This window comes from Flavobacterium anhuiense (genome assembly GCF_001705175.1).
GTDB lineage: Bacteria > Bacteroidota > Bacteroidia > Flavobacteriales > Flavobacteriaceae > Flavobacterium > Flavobacterium anhuiense.
Map to the genome: position 1 here is coordinate 1619989 of NZ_CP016907.1, position 20273 is coordinate 1640261.

14 protein-coding genes are annotated in these 20273 nt (G+C 34.4%); 6 read left to right on the plus strand and 8 right to left on the minus strand.

All coding sequences use genetic code 11. The annotated features are described in order from the left end of the window. Positions 1 to 244: 244 nt before the first annotated feature. Positions 245 to 3100 (plus strand): pectate lyase family protein, encoded by a 2856-nt coding sequence (locus BB050_RS06885; protein ID WP_066033074.1) that lies wholly within the window; start codon positions 245 to 247, stop codon positions 3098 to 3100. A 62-nt stretch (positions 3101 to 3162) separates the two neighbouring features. On the opposite strand, the gene amaB is transcribed toward BB050_RS06885, so the two are convergent. Then, positions 3163 to 4716 carry an L-piperidine-6-carboxylate dehydrogenase gene (gene amaB / locus BB050_RS06890; RefSeq protein WP_066033075.1) on the minus strand — a complete coding sequence of 518 codons (1554 nt, stop codon included), beginning with the start codon at positions 4714 to 4716 and terminating at the stop codon, positions 3163 to 3165. Between the two features lie 181 nt (positions 4717 to 4897). Here amaB and BB050_RS06895 point away from each other — a divergent pair, with 181 nt between their 5' ends. Then, positions 4898 to 5854 (plus strand): MBL fold metallo-hydrolase, encoded by a 957-nt coding sequence (locus BB050_RS06895; protein WP_066033076.1) that lies wholly within the window; start codon positions 4898 to 4900, stop codon positions 5852 to 5854. A 46-nt stretch (positions 5855 to 5900) separates the two neighbouring features. On the opposite strand, the gene BB050_RS06900 is transcribed toward BB050_RS06895, so the two are convergent. Further along, entirely contained in the window at positions 5901 to 6440 is a 540-nt protein-coding gene (locus BB050_RS06900; RefSeq protein ID WP_066033077.1) for a 3-hydroxyanthranilate 3,4-dioxygenase, read from the minus strand. 105 nt (positions 6441 to 6545) lie between these two features. Then, positions 6546 to 7637, minus strand: coding sequence for an endonuclease/exonuclease/phosphatase family protein (locus BB050_RS06905; RefSeq protein WP_066033078.1), 1092 nt, complete (start codon positions 7635 to 7637; stop codon positions 6546 to 6548). A 229-nt stretch (positions 7638 to 7866) separates the two neighbouring features. Between BB050_RS06905 and BB050_RS06910 the strand changes: the two genes are divergently transcribed. From BB050_RS06910 to BB050_RS06920, 3 genes are all read left to right on the plus strand, one after another. Then, positions 7867 to 8766, plus strand: coding sequence for a S66 peptidase family protein (locus tag BB050_RS06910; RefSeq protein WP_066035114.1), 900 nt, complete (start codon positions 7867 to 7869; stop codon positions 8764 to 8766). 118 nt (positions 8767 to 8884) lie between these two features. Next, positions 8885 to 9256, plus strand: a complete 372-nt coding sequence (locus BB050_RS06915; protein ID WP_008466089.1) for a YraN family protein — start codon at positions 8885 to 8887, stop codon at positions 9254 to 9256. Between the two features lie 124 nt (positions 9257 to 9380). Then, positions 9381 to 10037, plus strand: coding sequence for a hypothetical protein (locus BB050_RS06920; protein ID WP_008466087.1), 657 nt, complete (start codon positions 9381 to 9383; stop codon positions 10035 to 10037). Positions 10038 to 10542: 505 nt separating this feature from the next. Here BB050_RS06920 and BB050_RS06925 read toward each other — a convergent pair. The 3 genes from BB050_RS06925 to BB050_RS06935 all read right to left on the minus strand — a co-directional run bounded on the left by BB050_RS06925 (position 10543) and on the right by BB050_RS06935 (position 15239). Next, the gene (locus BB050_RS06925; RefSeq protein WP_066033079.1) at positions 10543 to 11097 is read right to left on the minus strand and encodes a DUF5683 domain-containing protein; all 555 of its coding nucleotides are present in this window, start codon (positions 11095 to 11097) and stop codon (positions 10543 to 10545) included. 175 nt (positions 11098 to 11272) lie between these two features. Next, positions 11273 to 14638 carry a transcription-repair coupling factor gene (gene mfd / locus BB050_RS06930; RefSeq protein ID WP_066033080.1) on the minus strand — a complete coding sequence of 1122 codons (3366 nt, stop codon included), beginning with the start codon at positions 14636 to 14638 and terminating at the stop codon, positions 11273 to 11275. Next, positions 14631 to 15239 (minus strand): hypothetical protein, encoded by a 609-nt coding sequence (locus tag BB050_RS06935; RefSeq protein WP_066033081.1) that lies wholly within the window; start codon positions 15237 to 15239, stop codon positions 14631 to 14633. The genes mfd and BB050_RS06935 overlap by 8 nt, the downstream gene beginning before the upstream one ends. Positions 15240 to 15561: 322 nt before the next feature. Here BB050_RS06935 and BB050_RS06940 point away from each other — a divergent pair, with 322 nt between their 5' ends. After that, positions 15562 to 16500 (plus strand): L-threonine 3-dehydrogenase, encoded by a 939-nt coding sequence (locus BB050_RS06940; protein WP_008466080.1) that lies wholly within the window; start codon positions 15562 to 15564, stop codon positions 16498 to 16500. Positions 16501 to 16575: 75 nt separating this feature from the next. Here BB050_RS06940 and BB050_RS06945 read toward each other — a convergent pair whose 3' ends face one another. Together BB050_RS06945 and BB050_RS06950 are read right to left on the minus strand one after the other, a co-directional pair. Then, positions 16576 to 18456: a M1 family metallopeptidase gene (locus tag BB050_RS06945; RefSeq protein ID WP_066033082.1), complete on the minus strand. Its 1881-nt coding sequence runs from the start codon at positions 18454 to 18456 to the stop codon at positions 16576 to 16578. 64 nt (positions 18457 to 18520) lie between these two features. Further along, positions 18521 to 20155 (minus strand): S8 family peptidase, encoded by a 1635-nt coding sequence (locus tag BB050_RS06950; RefSeq protein WP_066033083.1) that lies wholly within the window; start codon positions 20153 to 20155, stop codon positions 18521 to 18523. Positions 20156 to 20273: the final 118 nt, after the last annotated feature.

Consider the following 20273-nt stretch of genomic DNA (forward strand, 5'->3'; position numbering starts at 1 on the left):
ATAAAGCGAGAAAAATTCAGCATTCTTCATCTGATTTAGAATATGCAATAAATTACAATTAATGCAATTTATTACATTTTTAACATTTTAAAAGCTAAAAAATTTAACTATCCTCTTTTTTTTAGTAAAAAAATTATACTATTAAAAATTAATATATAATTTTGTGTAATCGATTACAATTAAACCACTTGGAATCGTAAGTAAAACCACTTACTTATTTTATTAACTATCTTAAACAAACCTTATGAAAAAAAACCTACTTTTCGTAGCTGTCTTTCTTATGACAGTTCAATTATGGGCTCAAACCATTCAGATTAATGAAGCTTCTGGCTGGCTGGAATCTGCTTTTGTAAAATGGCAACCAGTCAGCGGTGCCCAGACCTATAATGTGTATTATACGGGTAACGGATTTACAGACCAAAAAATAGATGACCAGCTAATTAGAAGTTATGGCTCCTATTTTCGCGCTGATATTCCTGGACTTAAAGCTGGAACCTATACTGTAAAAGTAAAACCTGTAGTAAATGGTACTGAAGGAACAGGAGCAACGACAGGAAGCCTTACAGTGTCGGCACACGACAGAAATGGATTTGCATTTGAAGGCGGACGTGTTCCAGGAGGGTACAAAGCAGACGGAACTCCAAAAGACAATGCCGTAATTCTTTACATTACGCAAAACACCAAAAATACCATTTCGATGAATATTACTGGGGCTAGTGCAAATCCTTGCATTGGTCTTCAAAATATTCTTTACGCGATTAAAAAAGGAAAAGATACACGTCCTTTTATCATTCGTTTAATTGGAAATATTACCGATATGACCGTTATGGAAGGTGGCGACGTGGTTATCGAAAACGCAAACAATGCTTCAAGTTACGTTACTTTTGAAGGTATTGGAGACGATGCAGTTGCAAATGGATGGGGAGTTAGATTGAAATCTGCTTCAAACATAGAAGTAAGTAATCTCGGATTTATGAACTGCAACAGCACTGCAGGGGATAACGTAGGAATGCAGCAGGACAATGACCATGTTTGGGTTCATAACTGCGATTTATTCTATGGAAATGCAGGAAGCGATGCTGACCAGATAAAAGGTGACGGTGCACTTGACAATAAAACTTCGACCTATATCACATTATCTTACAACCACTTTTGGGACAATGGAAAAGCAAGCCTTTTAGGTTTAAGCGAAGGAACAACTTCAGGACTGTACATCACGTATCACCATAACTGGTTTGATCACTCAGATTCTCGTCATCCTCGTGTACGTTATTATTCAGCGCATATTTATAACAATTATTATGATGGAGTTTCTAAATATGGAGCAGGATCAACTCTTGGATCATCGCTTTTCATGGAAGGAAATTATTTTAGAAATAGCAAACACCCAATGCTGACTTCTTTACAAGGTTCTGATATTTGGGATGAAGCCAATCAAGTAAATAACGCTGGAACAATGGGAACATTCTCTGGTGAAGCTGGAGGAAGCATCAAAGCTTTCAACAATACTTTTGATGCTTCTAACGGAACAAATAATATGCGTTTTGTAGCTTATAATGATCCGAATCCGTTGTATAATATCTCTGGAAAAATAAGCTCTACAACAGATTTTGATGCTTATGTGGCTGCTACAAGGGGCGAAGTGGTAAGCAGTGCAGTAAAATCTAAATCGGGCGCTAATGTTTACAACAACTTTGATACCGATGCGAATTTATATGTAAAAAATTTAGTAATTGATAGTCCAGCAACAGCTAAAGCTAAAGCTACTCAATATGCAGGACGTGTTTCTGGAGGAGATTTAAAATGGACATTCAACAATGCTACAGATGATACTTCTTCTTTAGTTATTACAGCATTAAAAACTGCTCTTACAAACTATACTGGAACTTTAGTTGCTGTACAAGGAGAAGGAAATCCGCCTGCTGGAACGCAGACTTTAACTTTGACTTCTGCTTCAAACAACAATCAAACTGTTGCAAGCGGTACAGCAATTTCTTCTATCGTATTTACATGGGGAGGAGATGCAACCGACGCAACTGTTACAGGATTACCTGCTTCGGGATTGACTTTTGTAAAGAATACTACAGCAAAAACTATCACCATTTCAGGTACGCCAACTGCAACAGTTTCATACTCAATTGCAACTTCTGGAACTAGTGGTTCTCCAGCCACTGGCTCAGGAACTGTAACAGTTACTGCTGCTGGAAACCAAACTTTAACTTCAACAGGAAATAATAGTCAGACTGTTTCTTCTGGAACTGCTATCGCTTCAATCGTGTTTACTTGGGGCGGAAACGCTACAGATGCAACTGTAACAGGATTACCAGCTTCTGGTTTATCTTTTGTAAAAAATACAACTGCAAAAACCATAACTATTACAGGAACTCCAACTGCAAATGTTTCATACTCTGTAACAACTTCAGGAACTGCGGGAACTCCTGTAACGACATCAGGAACTATTACGGTAACAACAGGTTCTACTGGCGGATCTGAAATTCATAACTTTACAACTTCTGGAAAGACAAGTACATTCTACTCTATTACAGGAAATATGAATTCAACACCAGGTTCTGTAACCTACAATGGATTAACTCTTACTGAGCGTCTAAAAATTGAAACAAGTACCTCCATAACATATACAACAGCTAGTGCATCTACCTTGACTTTGGTTTTCGATTCAAGTTTTACAGGAACTATTAAAGTAGACAACGTTTCATACACAGCATCTTCAGGTATTGTAACTGCATCAATCGGTGCAGGTTCTCACACTATCACAAAAGGTTCTGTAGCCAACCTATATTACATTAGTACAGTTTATAGTGGCAGCACTTTAAGAATGGCCACTGCAACTGAAAATACTGCAAAAGAAAGTACAGAAACACAAATAATTTTATACCCAAATCCTGTTTCGAGCACATTATACTTATCTGATCCAGAACAAAAAGTGCAAAAAGTACTTATCTACAATATCTCTGGAAATCTGGTAATTAATTCCGGGAACTCTACTAGTATCGATACAAGCGGTTTAATTCCTGGCACTTACCTAGCTAAAATTTATACTGTCGACGGATCATTTAATCAAACACTAATAAAAAAGTAAAACTAACTTAACGAAAAAGGCTTCCAAATTTGGAAGCCTTCTTCTTTTATATAATAACACAATTACAAATCAAATTTAATTCCCTGCGCTAATGGAAGATTTGTAGTATAATTGATTGTATTAGTTTGACGTCTCATATAAATTTTCCAAGCATCAGACCCTGATTCACGTCCGCCTCCTGTTTCTTTTTCACCACCAAAAGCTCCGCCAATTTCTGCTCCAGAAGTTCCGATATTTACGTTTGCAATTCCACAGTCTGAACCTGTAGCAGATAAAAATCTTTCTGCTTCACGCAAATTATTCGTCATAATTGCAGAAGACAATCCTTGCGCAACACCATTCTGAATTTCGATTGCATTCTCTACTTCGCCTGAATATTTAATTAAATATAAAACAGGTGCAAAAGTTTCATGCTGAACAATATCAAATGAATTTTCAGCTTCAGCAATCGCAGGTTTAACATAACAGCCACTTTCATAACCTTGTCCAGAAAGCACTCCTCCTTCAACTAAAATTTTTCCGCCTTCGGCTACAACTTTATTTAAAGCCGCTGCATACATTTCCACTGCGTGAGTGTCAATTAGGGGACCAACATGATTGTTTTCGTCAAGAGGATTTCCGATTCTTAACTGTTTGTAAGCTGCCACCAATGCATCTTTTACTTTATCATAAATACTCTCATGAATAATCAGTCTTCTAGTTGAAGTACAACGTTGTCCAGCCGTTCCAACAGCTCCGAAAACAGCTCCGATAACGGTCATTTTAATATCGGCATCAGGAGTCACAATAATAGCATTGTTTCCTCCAAGTTCTAATAATGATTTGCCTAATCTTCCTGCCACAGTCTGAGCAACAATTTTTCCCATTCTGGTTGAACCTGTCGCAGAAATAAGCGGAATTCGAGTATCAGCAGTCAATAACTCTCCTATTTTATAATCACCGTTTATCAAACATGAAATTCCTTCTGGAAGATTGTTTTCTTTAATAACCTGAGCTATAATATTCTGGCAAGCAATACCGCAAAGAGGTGTTTTTTCAGAAGGTTTCCAAACACAGACATCTCCAGAAATCCAAGCTAAAGCAGTATTCCAAGACCAAACTGCAACTGGAAAATTAAAGGCCGAAATGATTCCAACAATTCCCAACGGATGATATTGCTCATACATACGGTGTCCTGGTCTTTCAGAATGCATTGTTAATCCGTGAAGCTGACGAGATAAACCAACTGCAAAATCACAGATATCAATCATTTCCTGAACTTCTCCAAGACCCTCTTGAAATGATTTTCCCATTTCGTAAGAAACCAGTTTCCCAAGAGCTTCTTTATTTTGTCTCAATTTTTCTCCAAACTGACGTACAATTTCACCACGCTGTGGCGCAGGAATTAATCTAAAAGTTTTAAACGCTTCTGCAGCACTCTGGATTGCTTTTTCATAATCTTCTGCTGTTGACATTTTTACCGAAGCAATTAATTTTCCGTCAACTGGCGAATAACTTTCTAGAATTTCTCCAGATGAAAAATTATTAATTCCTGTTGATGTTCCTTCATTTATTGTCTTGATGCCCAATTTTTCAAGAGCTTCCTTCATTCCAAATTGCGATGCTATTGTTGTCATTGTAACTTTTTTGGTTAAAATTGTTATATTTTTATGTAAAGATATTGTTTTCGAATTAATTTCCCATTGAAGTTAATTCATAAATGAAAGTAAATTTAAGTTTATTTTATAGTATTAACAGAAACAAAAACTTCAATATTGAATTTATTTAATGAAATTTGCATTACTTAAAATTAAAAATATGAACTCTTACATTAGGCTTCTCCTTTGTTTTCTTTTAGTAACAACCAATATATTTTCTCAAAAAGCAAAATCCTCATTTCAAGTAGTTCCTTTAGGAATAAAAGGCGGAATTGACGAAAAAAATCTTTCCGCTTATTTAATAGCTCCATCAAACACAACCGATTATATCTGTCTCGACGCTGGAACTGTAAATGCTGGAATAGAAAAAGCCATAGAAAAGAAAACGTTTAAAGTTTCTACAAGCGAAGTTCTAAGAAAATATATCAAAGGATATTTGATTTCCCACGCCCATTTAGATCATGTTTCGGGATTGATTATAAATTCTCCCGCCGATTCTTCTAAAACGGTTTACGCTACCAATAAATGTATCGAAATGATGGAAAACCATTATTTCAATGATCAGACTTGGGCTAATTTTGGAGATGCAGGCCCTGGTTTTCCTTTAAAAAAATACCATTTTCAAACTTTGAATCTGGGAGAAGAAACTTCTTTAACTAATACCAAAATGACAGTTAAAGCTTTTTCTCTTAGCCATGTTAATCCGTTTGAGAGTACTGCTTTCTTAATTAAAAATGAGAATGACTATGCATTATATTTAGGAGACACAGGCCCTGATGAAGTAGAAAAAAGCAATAATCTTCGCGATTTATGGACAGCAGTTGCTCCATTGGTAAAAGAAAAGCAATTAAAAGGAATTTTTATTGAAGTTTCGTTTCCTAACGAACAGCCTGACAAATTTTTATTTGGTCATTTAACCCCAAATTATTTAATGAAAGAACTTCATGTCCTAGAGGATTTAGCAGGAAAAGGTTCTCTTGAAAACTTTAAAATTATCATCACACATTTGAAACCGCCTGCAAAGAGTATTGCTAAAATAAAAGAGCAGTTAAAAGCTCAAAATGATTTAGGCTTGAAGATTATCTATCCTGAGCAAGGGAAAAAATTAGAATTATAAATCAAAAACAAACCCGACAAGTTTAAAATTTGTCGGGTTTGTTTTTTTATTTCTTCGCTACAAACCTAGAATCAGTTTCCATAACAGTTCCGCAATTTTTACAAGTTCTTAATTCCTCTGAATTGTAGAAATGTTCAAAATGAGACAGAAAATCTTTCTCGATATTATGAAGTTCAAAATACACTTCGTACAATTTATGATTGCAATTGTCACAATGCCAAAGCAAACCATCTGTAAAACCTTGTCCGGCACGTTTACGCTCAATTACAAGTCCGATAGAGCCTTCTGAACGAACAGGAGAATGAGGGACTTTTGCTGGATGTAGATACATATCGCCCGCATTTAATTCCATTTCTTTACGCTGGCCATCTTCCTGAATGACAACCTTAATATTTCCTTCTAGCTGATAAAAAAGCTCTTCTGTTTCGTTATAATGATAATCTTTTCTTGCATTTGGTCCCGCCACAATCATTACAATATAATCTCCAGAATCTACGTAAAGATTTTTATTTCCAACTGGCGGTTTTAATAAATGACGGTTTTCGTCAATCCATTTAGTTAAGTTGAAAGGTTTTGCTATAGCCATTTTTATTCAAAATTTATGAAAAAGCTAAGGTAGTGAAAAGTATTCAGTCTCAGTCGCAGTTTTTCAGTTTTACTGTGGCTGAATACTGCGACTGAGACTGAGTACTTATTTAAATTCTTTTATCAAATACACATAAACTGGAAGATGATCACTAAAACCTGCTTCACTAAGTGTATTTCGTAATGGATAACCTTTATATGCACCTGAATTTTGAATAAGATAAGGTCTGCTGAAAATACCTGCTTTCCAAAAATTAAAACTCGAAAAATCCGATTTGACCAAAGAAGCTGTCATGATAATCTGGTCAAAAATATTCCAAGAGTCACGATACGCAATAGTTCCTAAACCTTTATTGGCAAGTTCTTCAAACGGATTAAAAACATCAAATTCCGCAACTTCTGTTTTTAAGCTCTTTGCTCCTAATCCAACTTTTATACTTTTATTAAATGGTCCGTCATTAAAATCTCCCATTGTTAATACTTTTGCCTGCGGATTAATACGTTGTAATGAATCGATAATTTTTCGGTTTAATTTTCCTGCAGCTTCGCGGAATAAACTCGTAGCCTTTTCTCCACCCGATCTGGATGGCCAGTGATTAACGATAATATGTATTTCTTCATTTTCTAAAAATCCAGAAACCAAAAGCTGGTCTCTTGTAAAAACACGATTTTTGCTTTCTTTTTTAGCTTCAATTTCATCGTCTACAACTTCTGTTTCTTCTTTTTGAGGAATTTCTTTTTTATAAATAATCAATGGAATATTCGAATAAGAAGTCGGTCTGAAATATTTTTTCTGATAAAGCAACGCCACATCAATACCGCGTTTATCTGGAGAATCAAAATGAATAATTCCTAAATCTAACGATTGTAGTTTCGGCTCTTTTATTAGATCTTCTAAAACACCTCGGTTTTCGATTTCTGCTCCACCAATTAAAGTGGGCGCATTTGAATTTTCTGGCGCTCCAATTTCAGATAAAACTCTTGCTAGGTTTTTTAATTTTTGCTGATATTTTTCTGTTGTCCAATGCTGTGCTCCATTTGGCGTCCATTCATCATCGTTTGTAAATATATCATCTACAGTATCATACAGGTTTTCGAAATTGTAAAAAGCCACTGTGTGTATTTTATACTTTTTGGATTGAGATTGCGTTTGAATTGAAAAAAATAGAACTATTAAAAAGGCTCTGAAAAAGTGCATTATTTAGTATTTTAAAAAACATTCCAATATTACTCTTTTTTATTTAATTGTAAGAAATTTCGAATAAATTTAAAATCTAAAATTTCTATATTTGTTTTTTCATACAAATGAAAAGAAGCAAATGATGATTATGAAAAACCTTTTAAATACTAAGAAGCCAAATATTCTGTTTCAACTCGCATTTCTTATTTTTGCTTTAGAATCATTCAACTGTCAATCTCAACAAAACATGATAACACCGCCTTATTTACAAAAAGGAGATACTGTAGCACTTTTGGCAACAGCAAGAAAAAATATCGATGACAATTTAAAACCAACAATAGATTTATTACACAGCTGGGGTTTAGAAGCTGTAATCGGATCAACAATTGGTTTGGATTATCATCAATTGGCAGGAACAGATGAACAGAGAGCTGCCGATTTCCAAAAACAATTAGACAATCCAAATATTAAAGCAATTTGGTGCGTTCGAGGCGGATATGGCACTGTTAGAATGTTAGATTTATTAGATTTTACTAAATTCAAACAGCATCCAAAATGGGTCATTGGTTTTAGTGATGTAACCGTTCTCCATAATCATTTGAATACAATGGGTTATAAATCTATACATGGTATTATGCCAGTAACAGTTCCCAGAGCAACTCCAGATGCTGTAAGCTCATTAAAATCAGCTTTGTTTAACGAACCAATTTCTTACTCAATCAGCCCATCTCCAATGAACCGTTTAGGAAGTGCAACGGGTGAATTGGTTGGAGGTAATTTATCTATCCTATATAGTTTATTAGGATCTCCATCTGCAATTGACTGCAAGGATAAAATTTTATTTATTGAAGACTTAGATGAATATCTGTATCATATCGACCGTATGATGATGAATTTAAAACGCAACGGGTGCATTGAAAACCTTAAAGGAATTATCATTGGAGGCATGACGAGCATGAAAGACAATGAAGTGCCGTGGGGGAAAAATGCTTTGGAAATTATAGATGACGTAACCAAAAAATACAATATTCCGGTTATTTTTAATTTCCCAGCAGGACACATTAGAGACAACAGAGCTCTCATTATGGGAAATATCGTTACGATGGAAGTTACTGCTTCTGGAAGTACAGTTACTTTTAAAAAATAATACCACATAAAATCTCGCAAAGACGCGAAGTTGCAAAGTTTTTAATACTCTTTGTGCCTTCGCGTCTTTGCATGCAAAAAACTTGAAACTTGAAACCTGAAACAAAAAAACAAAACCCATGGCAGAACATAATGATTTAGGAAAATTAGGCGAAGATCTCGCGGCTGCATATCTTGAAGAAAACGGATATTCTATTGTAGAACGAAACTTTGTTATCCAAAAAGCAGAAATAGATATTATTGCGCAAAAAGATTCCATTTTAGCCATTATTGAAGTTAAGACCCGTTCGAGTTTAGATTTTGGTTCTCCACAAGATTTTGTCAAGCAAAAAAAGATTCAATTACTCATTAAAGCAGTAAATGCCTACATAAACGATAGGGAAAAGGATTTTCAGGAAGATTTAGAAATCCGTTTTGACATCATTGCGGTCCATAAAAATGGGGAATCATTTGCAATTGAACATCTTACTGACGCTTTTTATCACTTTTAACATAATTTTTTATTGTTATAATTGTAACAATTTGTTTTTTTATTTATATTTGCAAAGAATTATAACATCGCAATGTTAAATTAACAAACCAACTCAACTGTTACCAAAAAAAAAAAAAAGAATTATGAAAACTGTTTCTTCTATTGTAGAAAACTACATTAAAACAAAACCATTTTTATTAAATGCCCTGTCTCTCGGAATTATTAACCTAACATCACTTTCGCGAAATATTATGACCGAATTAGAAAGTGAGTTTGGAAAAGAAGTAAAACAAGGCGCTGTAGTAATGTCTTTAAAACGACTGACGGAAGAACTAGATTTTAAACTGAACCACAAAATCAATAAAGTAATAAAAAATATAGGTGAAATCACCGTTCGTTCTGAACTTACAGATTACACTTTCGCAGCATCTGAAACTGTCTTAAACAAACAAGCAGATTTAATTTCGGATATTAACGCTTTATCGGATATTTTTTATACCTCATCTCGTGGAGTAAATGAAACCAATATTGTAGTAAGCAGCAGTGTAAATCATTTAGTTGAAAAACACTTTATGAGAGAAAAATTAATTCAGAAATTAGATAATTTAGCTTCTATCACTGTAAAATTACCTAAAGAAAACATTGTTGTTCCTGGTATTTACTATTTCATTTTCCAACGTTTGGCTTGGGAAGGAATTATCATTAACGAGGTAATTTCGACTTCAAATGAGTTTACCATTTTAGTTGGAGAAGATCAAGTTGATGTAGCGTTTAAAGTAATTAAAGACTTGAAAAACTAAATTAAATAAGATATTAAGAATCGTTTGATTCTTCTTATAACAAAATCCTTTTATCTTTTTAATGAAAGATGAAAGGATTTTTCTTTGAGTAAAATAACGCCTAAGTATAATTCCATTTTTATCAAATAAGAATATTCTCAAAAGACAGTCCTAAAATAAATTTTATTTCTGCAAAAGCGTCAATATGACACTTACTTGCAAAAGGCCACTTTACACTGCATTTTACGTCTTTTATATAAAAAACTAACAAAAAATCCGAATTAAGTTTTTTTAAATATAATTTATTACGAATAATATTTTTATATATTTGCTAACACATCAAAAAACAAGAGAGATTTTTGACTGTACGGCCGAACTAATATTGAATTAAATTGTTTTGAAAGAAAGTGGCTTGTTAGAATTAAAATCAACACTACTTTTTTCAAATTGACGATACAATTATCTAACCAAAACCACAATAATGCCATTAAATCACTCTTCGGAGTGATTTTTTTTTTTACAAATATCAAAAAGAGTAATTTAGAGCAAACCCAAAATTAGTATTCAATGTGATATCATTTTTTATAACAGCAGGTTTAAATGCCAACCTTTCATCAACATTAAATTGTGATAAAGCAGCATCTATATTTGCGTCTATAATATTTAAAACATAAAATCCGACTATAAATAGAGCTGATAAATCTCTGTATCGTTGATATTCTTTTTGAGCAGTTGTCAATTGGCTTTCTGATAAACGTGCTAAAAATTCAGAATCGCTTTTTTTACCTTCAAGCCTATTTTTATATTCGTCTCTGTATAGATTATATTTTTTCTGATTATCAATATAAAAATAAGTGCACGTGCCAATTGCCCCGTAAACTAAAGGAATCTTCCAATATTTCTTATTGTAAATTTGTCCTAAACCTGGTAAAACAGCCGAATAAAATGCTGCTTTTGCTGGACGAAGCGGGTCAATCGTTTCCGATTTTAAAGAATCTTTTAAAACGATTTTATCTTTTCCTTGAGCGAAGATTGTAGTGAATCCTAAAAATAAAAATAGAAGAATAAGCTGGTTCTGCATATAAAGTTGTCTTTGAAAATTTGACTCAAAGAAAACTTTTTAGTTCTAAGATTTTTCTTAAATAAAAGATAAAGAAAGCTTAATTTTTTATATACGTTTGCCACGAATTACACGAATTTTCACGAATTACATTTAAGATTAGTGGAAATTCGTGTAATTCGTGGCAAACTTTATTTTACTCCTCAAACAACTCCATCAACTCGAAAGCTCGTTTAATTGACTTCACATTTTCAAAAGTCAATAATAAACGTAATCCGTTTACGGTTTGTTTTTCTTTCATTTTGCAAAGCGTCGCATGTTTTTGAACGAAGTTCAAGACATTTCTAAACTTCACCGATTGATAATAATCAGATTGCTGATCAGATACAAAATAGCCAATCATTTTACCTTGTTTCAAGACCAATTTCTCGATTCCAACTTTCGTTGCAATCCATTTGATTCTGATGCTGTTTAACAATGCAACAGCTTGTTTTGGCAATGGACCGAAACGGTCAATTAGTTTTTTCTCAAATTCCTGTAGACCAGCTTCGTCTTTTATAGCGCCCAATTCGTTGTATAAAACCAAACGTTCCGAAACGTTATTGATATATTCATCTGGGAATAAAAGCTCAAAATCGGCATCGATTTGAATGTCTTTTACATATTCTTTTGTGTCAATATCATTTTCCTCTGGATACAATTCTTTGAATTCGTTTTCCTTCAATTCTTCGATCGCTTCGTTCATGATTTTCTGATACGTATCAAAACCAATTTCATTGATGAAACCACTTTGTTCACCTCCTAATAAATCTCCTGCACCACGAATTTCAAGATCTTTCATGGCAATGTTGAAACCGCTTCCCAATTCGCTGAATTGCTCTAATGCCTGAATACGTTTTCTGGCATCTTCGGTCATCGATGAATATGGCGGACAGATGAAATAACAAAATGCCTTTTTGTTGCTTCTTCCTACTCGACCTCGCATTTGATGCAAATCTGAAAGTCCAAAATTGTTCGCATTATTGATGAAAATTGTATTCGCATTTGGTACGTCCAAACCGCTTTCGATGATTGTGGTTGCCACCAAAACATCAAAATCTCCATTCATGAAACCTAACATCAATTCTTCGAGTTTTGCTCCGTCCATTTGCCCGTGACCAATACCGACCCTTGCATTTGGAACCAAACGCTGAATCATTCCTGCCACTTCTTTTATATTTTCAATTCTATTATTGATAAAGAAAACTTGTCCGTTTCTCTGAATTTCATACGAAATCGCGTCACGAATAATTTCTTCATTAAAACCAACCACATTCGTTTCAATCGGATAACGATTTGGTGGAGGCGTTGTAATTACCGATAAATCTCGAGCAGCCATCAATGAAAACTGTAAAGTTCTTGGAATTGGCGTTGCTGTCAAAGTCAATGTATCGACATTTGCGGCAATAGTTTTTAATTTATCTTTTACGTTTACTCCAAATTTTTGTTCCTCATCAACAATCAATAAACCAAGATCTTTAAAAACCACATTTTTGTTTACTAACTGATGCGTTCCAATTACGATATCTAGTTTTCCTTCGGCTAAATCTTTTAAAGTCTGCGCTTTTTGTTTCGCCGTTCTAAATCGGTTCAAGTAACCAATTGAAACTGGCATATCTTTCAATCGCTCAGAAAAAGTTCTATAATGCTGATACGCCAAAATGGTTGTCGGAACCAAAACGGCAACTTGTTTGCTATTGTCAACGGCTTTAAAAGCCGCACGAATGGCAACCTCTGTTTTTCCAAAACCAACATCACCACAAACCAAACGATCCATTGGGCGATCGCTTTCCATATCGGCTTTCACTTCTGCCGTTGATTTCATTTGATCTGGAGTATCTTCATAAATAAACGAACTTTCCAATTCGTTTTGAAGATAACTGTCTGGCGCAAACTGAAAACCTTTTTCCAAACGGCGTTTCGCATACAGCTGAATCAAGTTGAACGCAATATGTTTGACACGCGCTTTGGTTTTCTGTTTTAAAACCTTCCAAGCGTTCGATCCAAGTTTATAGATTTTCGGTGGCGTTCCGTCCTTTCCATTGTATTTCGAGATTTTATGGAGCGAGTGAATGCTCACATACACAATATCATTATCGGCATAAACCAGTTTTATCGCTTCTTGCGTTTTGCCTTCAACTTGAATTTTCTGCAGTCCGCCAAATTTTCCAATTCCATGATCGATATGCGTTACATAATCTCCTACAGAAAGCGCAGTTAATTCTTTTAAAGTGATATTTTGCTTTTTAGAATATCCATTTTTGATGTTGAATTTATGATAACGCTCAAAAATCTGATGATCGGTATAAGCCGTTATCTGATTTTCTTCATCAATAAAACCTTGGTATAAAGGCAAGACAATGGTATGATATTGCTTTCTGATATTTTCTGAATTGGCTTCGTCTAAGCTTTCAAAAATATCGTGAAAACGTTTCGCCTGCGTTTCATTTGAACAAAACAGATAATTCACATATCCGTTAAAATGATTATCGCTCAAATTATTCAGCAATAAATCAAATTGTTTGTTGAAAGAAGGCTGAGGCTGAATATGGAATTCGAATTTTTTAGTGGTTTTAAAAACTGGTCTTGAAGCCAATTCTACAACCGAAAAATCCAATGCTCGTTTTATAAATGACGCTTGATTTAAAAACAATTGCTCTGGCGTGGCATGTTTTATCTCTTTCGACAATTTCTCAAAAGCTTCTTCTGCTCTTGCAAATTGTTTATCTAATTGACTAAAAAGCCCTTCGGTATTTTGAATGAAAAGAACGGTTTTCTCTGCAATATAGTCTAAGAAACTTTCACGATTTTCCTGAAAAAGTTTATTCTCGACATTCGGGATAATCGTGATTTTTTTATGTGTTTCTACCGATAATTGTGTTTCAACATCAAAAGTTCTGATGCTGTCTACTTCATTTCCAAAAAACTCAATTCGATACGGATGATCATTTGAAAAAGAAAACACATCGACAATTCCACCGCGAACTGAAAATTCTCCAGGTTCTGTGATAAAATCTACCCTTTTGAATTCATATTCGAATAAAACTTCGTTGATAAAATCAATTGAAATTTTATCATTTAAAGCCACTTTTAAAGTGTTTTTATCTAGTTCTCTTCTGGTAACTACTTTTTCAAAAAGCGCTTCTGGATAGGTAACAATTACAGCCGGTTTTTTTCTAGAATTGATTCGGTTTAAAACCTCAGCGCGAAGCAGAACATTGGCATTATCGGTTTCGTCAATTTGATACGGACGTCGAAATGAAGCTGGATAAAACAATACATCTTGTTCTCCAATCATTTGTTCCAAATCGTTTAGGTAATACGCAGCTTCTTCTTTGTTGTCTAAAACAATCAAAAAAGGCAGTTCTGTTTTCCTAAAAACGGAACGGATAATAAATGAAACAGCAGATCCCAACAATCCGCTGATATTCATTTTTACCTGATTTCCTTCCAGTAAACTTTTGGCAATCTGCTCTGCTTTTGGCAGATTATCGTATGTAGTATATAAGGCGTTTTTACTCAACTTTTGGTATATTTGGATCTATTGGCGGTGCCGAATTCGGAATCGCGCGTGTTGTGTCTAACATTCTAAGGAAATCTTCTTCTCCTTCTTCTTTCGGGATTTTGGCTTTTTCGACAATTTTATCCATTTGTCTCTCCAGCGAAATCAGTTCTTTGTTGATTTCTTGTATTAAAAAAACCACTTTATCGTCTGGAATGTTATTTAAATGGATGAACAAATCCAGCATTCTGATTTTGGTAATCAAAATAGAAATACGGCTTTTAATCTGAGGCTGGTTAAACTGAGCCGGAATATTATTGTTTAAAGCCATCGCCTTTTTAGAAATAGCTGCGGATTTTTTCTGAAATGCACCAATTGTCTTTCTAGGCTTTTCTCCGATTTCTTTTATAAATTCACGCCACTCTGTCCAAGAATTCAATTGCGATTCTGAGATTTCATTGATTGGCTCATCTAGAAAAGTCCAGCCTTTATTTATATTATTAAAAATAGCTTCTTTCTTTTTCGCTTCTTTTGCATTTTCTGCAAGGCGTTTTTCATTTTCATTTTGGCAAGAAAATAACACAGTTGTCAAAAGCAGAAAAAGAGATATTTGGTATTTCATTGATAAAATATAGTTAGGCTGCAAAGTTACGAAGTAAATTTACAATTATGAATTCTGTTTTTTGCTAAAGATTCTATAAATCAAGGTTATTTTTTTGTCTTTTAATGGTAATTCGGATGATAATTTGAAATATTTCATTTGATGGTTTTTCCAATAAAATAGCGCTTTTTCACGGATTTACAAAAAGGCACAAAGACACACTCTTAAAAGAGAATAATATAACAAACAAACTTTTTAATTATTGAATTTATAATTTACCCTTTAAAAAAGCGCAAGTAATTGCGAAAACGTTATATTTGTGTCTCTAAAAAATCATCAAAAAATGAATCCTAAAATATTGATCATTGGCGCCTGCGGTCAGATTGGAACAGAACTGACGCAAAAACTGCGTAAATTATACGGAACTGATAATGTCATCGCTTCTGATATTAGAAAATTAAATACTGATGTTGTTAATTCAGGCCCTTTTGAAGTGGTCAATGCTTTAGATTTTAATCAGATTGAGCATTTGGTTGAAGTGCATAAAATTACAGATGTTTATCTGATGGCAGCACTTTTATCTGCAACTGCCGAAAAGAATCCTGCTTTTGCATGGGATTTAAATATGAATTCGCTTTTTCATGTTTTGAATTTAGCGAAAGCAAAAAAAATCCAGAAGATTTTCTGGCCTTCAAGTATTGCAGTTTTTGGTCCAACGACTCCAAAAGAAAATACGCCTCAATACACTATAATGGAACCTTCTACGGTTTACGGAATCAGTAAACAATCTGGCGAAAGATGGTGCGAATATTACCATAATGTTTATGGCGTTGATGTTCGCAGTATTCGTTATCCAGGCCTAATCAGCTGGTCTACTCCTCCAGGCGGCGGAACTACAGATTATGCTGTTGATATTTTCTACAAGGCTATTGCCGATAAAAAATACGAGTGCTTTTTGTCTTCTGAAACTAAAATGCCAATGATGTATATGGATGATGCCATTGATGCAACTATTAATATCATGAAAGCACCAGCAGAAGAAATCAAAATACATTCTTCATATAATTTGGCGGCTATGAGTTTTACTCCAACTGAAATTGCTGCTGAAATCAAAAAACATATTCCTGAATTTGAAATTACTTATAATCCAGATTTCCGTCAGAAAATTGCTGACAGCTGGCCAGCAAGTATTGATGATGCTGAAGCAAGAAAAGATTGGGGATGGAATCATAAATTTGATTTGGAAACTATGACAAAAGATATGCTGGAGCATTTGAGTTAAATTTCAATTACCATAAAAAACAAAAATCCCGTTTAGAAATTCTAAACGGGATTTTTTTATATTCTAATTTGAATACTATTTTACTTCAAAAACATTGTTCGTTTGTTTTACGTCAGCCATTAATCCGCTTGGATCAATAGTGATTTTTTTGATTGACGTTTTGTTTTTGTCAATTGTAAAACTATAGTTTTGTTGTGCCCAAGCCCAATCTTCTAGAACTGTTCTTTTTTCGTTCGGATTTGGATTTGGTTTAACAAAATTCATCATTCTTAACGGAATATAAAATGTCTCAGATGTTCCGTCAGTGTATTCTACTTTTAAATCGATTGGCATTGGCATTCTTCCAATTCTTTCTAAAGAAATTGTTGTTTTTCCTGCATTATCAGCAACATCTTTAATTCCGTAATCGATCGTGTTGGTTGTTTGTGTCCAATCAATCAAATACCAATCTAACTCAGCTCCGGAAACTCTTTCAGCTGTTCTTTTGATGTCGTTTGGAGTTGGGTGTTTGAATTTGAAATCGTTGAAATATCTTTTTAAAGTTGCATCAACATTCTCTTTTCCGATTACATATTCTAACTGAGAAAGGAAAAGACTTCCTTTGATGTAAGAAGAAATACTGTACGGACGGTTTTCGTCATAACGATCTCCGTGAGTTGTCTGTGGCTGTTCTTTTCCAGAATTTACCAAACTGTAATATGCTTTATAATTTCCAACAAAAGGGTTTACTTCTTTTTTGTCTCCTTTTAATTCATTCAAAGCACTGTCTTCGATGTAAGTTGTAAAACCTTCATCCATCCAAGGGTGTTTTGATTCGTTTGAAGCCAGAATGTGTTGGAACCAAGAGTGTCCTAATTCGTGCGTTGCAGTTCCTAGAATTCCTTCAAGGGTTCCGTTTCCTAACATTAAAGTACACATTGCGTACTCCATTCCACCGTCTCCACCTTGAATAAATGAATATTGTTTGTATGGATAAGCTCCAACTCTTTGGTTGTAATATTCCATTACCTTAACCATTAAAGGCTCTAATTGTTTCCAGTTTGCCGTTGTTTTTTCGTTGTTCTTGTAGAAGAAATGCAAATCAACATCATTTGGTCCTTTTACAATATCATGTGTATATTCCTTGTCAGCAGCCCATGTAAAATCGTGAACATTGGGCGCAATAAAATGCCATGTAAGTGTTTTAGCTTTTTTAGGATATGCAACCGTTACACCTGCATCTTGGTAACCGTGACCAATTGAATTTTTGTCTTGCAAATATCCTGAACCACCAATTGTGTAATCTTTATCGATTGTAATTTTTACATCAAAATTACCCCAAACGCCATGAAATTCTCTTGCGATGTACGGATCTGCATGCCATCCTTCAAAATCAAATTCAGCTAATTTTGGATACCATTGTGACATAGAAAGTTCTACTCCTTCAGAATTATTTCTTCCTGAACGACGAATCTGAACTGGAACTTGTCCGTCAAAATCTAATGTAAAAGTCGTTTTAGAATTTGGAAGGATTGGTTTTGCCAAAGTCACTTCTAAGATAGTTCCTGAAACTCTGGTTTGAGCCGTAACACCATCTTGTTTGAAGTTTGCGATTTTTAAGTAACCAACTTCATTTGGCTTTAAAGTTTCAATACGGCTTTGTTTTACTTCTTTTCCATCAGCTTGTTTTACTTTGTTTACCATTCTTCCGTCTGGATCTTTAATAAAATGAAGACGCGCATCCATTTCGCTTCCTGGTTGAAAAGCATTTGGATATAAATGATAGAATACCTTTTTTAGAGTATCAGAAGAGTTGTTGGTATAAACCAATTCTTGTTTTCCTTTGTACTGATAGTTTTTTACATCCATCGAAACCTCCATTTTATAGTCAGCGTGCTGCTGCCAATATGGAGCGCTTTGTGCAAAAGCCGAATTAAACCCTAGGCTAAGGAAAGAAAGTAAAATAATTTTTCGCATGTTAATATGTAATAGAAAATGGAAGAGCTTTCGCCCTTCCATTGGATTAATAGTGTATTATTGTTTATTTTTTAGACATCTTTTCAGCCATTAATAAAGCATTATAAGCGTTTACCATCTTAGCTGTTTTTGATGATTCTACAGAAGAAACTGCTTTTGGGCTTTCACCTGGATTTTCGCTTTCACCCAAAACAACCATTGAAGGAAGCGCTACTCCAGAATCCATTAAAATCTTTTTAACTTGAGCTGCTTTTAATTTTGGATAATATGAACGAATCAATGCTGCAACACCTGCCGCATTTGGAGATGCCATTGATGTTCCTTGCAAGTATTTGTATTTATTGTTCGGAACAGTTGCATAGATTTCTTCACCTGGAGCAAAAACGTCTACATTGATTTTCCCGAAGTTTGAGAATGGAGCCACAACATTTTCTCCATACGATTTATTAATCGCTCCAATTGTAATTAAATTGTCTGCAAACTCTTTTACGTTGTCTTTAGAATCGTTCGGATAATTGATGTTTTTTGCTTCATCAATATTATAACCATCGTTACCTGCTGCATGAACAATTAAAACGTCTTTTTTAGCTGCATAGGCAATAGCATCATAAACCCATTGTTTGTGTGGAGAAAAGCTTTTTCCAAAACTTCCGTTGATTACTTTTGCTCCATTGTCTACTGCATAACGAATTGCCAAAGCAATATCTTTATCATACTCATCTCCGTCTGGAACGGCTCTAACAGTCAAAATTTCAACATTGTTTGCTACTCCGTCTCCACCTAAATTATTTCCTCTAACCTGAGCAATAATTCCTGCAACGTGAGTTCCGTGCAATGCTTTTTCTTTATCTGGACCAAAAACTACATTATTACCATAACGGTTGTTTTTAATATCTTCAGGATTATCGCCAACAATTTTTCTTCCGTCGTATTCTTTGTTCAAGTTGTAGTTTAATTGGTCGTCAACTTGTTCTTTATATTCTCCGAAATCAGCTTCTGGATCAAAAGTTGGACCTGCATTTGTAAAAATCTGAGTCATAATTGCTTTACTTCTTGCCACTTTAGGGTCTGTTGAAGTAATAGCGCTTAAGTCTTCTATTTTGTATGTTGACTTATTAAGCTCTTTTTTAATGGTATTGTGAACCTCAAGTAAAAAATCTACTTGCTGTTTATCTTTTAACGCTTTTTCATATTTCTCTGTATATTGCGCCAAAGCTGCTTTGTATTCTGGAGAACCATCATCAGCTTTTTTTACGATACGTGTCATTTCTAGGTTTTCGTGAACAGCATCTCCAAGGAAGTTCCATCCGTGAATGTCATCGATAAATCCGTTTTTATCATCATCGATTCCGTTTCCCGGAATTTCTTTTTTATTCGTCCAGATCATTCCCTGCAAATCTTCATGCTCGATATCGACACCAGAATCTACAACTCCTACAATTACTTTCTGCCCTTTTTTACCTTGCAGTAATTCAGCATAAGCTTTGTCAACACTCATTCCTGGAATAGAATCTTTTATTAAATCTAGATGGCTCCATCTTTTTAATTCATTTTCGCTAAGAGGCGCTTTTTTCACAACCGCCGCCGGCGCTGTAATAAACTCCTTTGAAGTAGAAACCTGCGCTTGAACTGTAGCGCTGCATCCTGCTAAAACAAGCAATGCAAAAGCAGATAATTTAAGAGGTTTTATATGACTCATGTATCTATAAATATAAGTAAAGTTAAAAGATGGGTCTAAATTATGCTTTTTTGTTACAAAAAACTAACTGTTAACAATGTGTTATGAATTTTTGACGAAAAATACTGAAATCTATAAT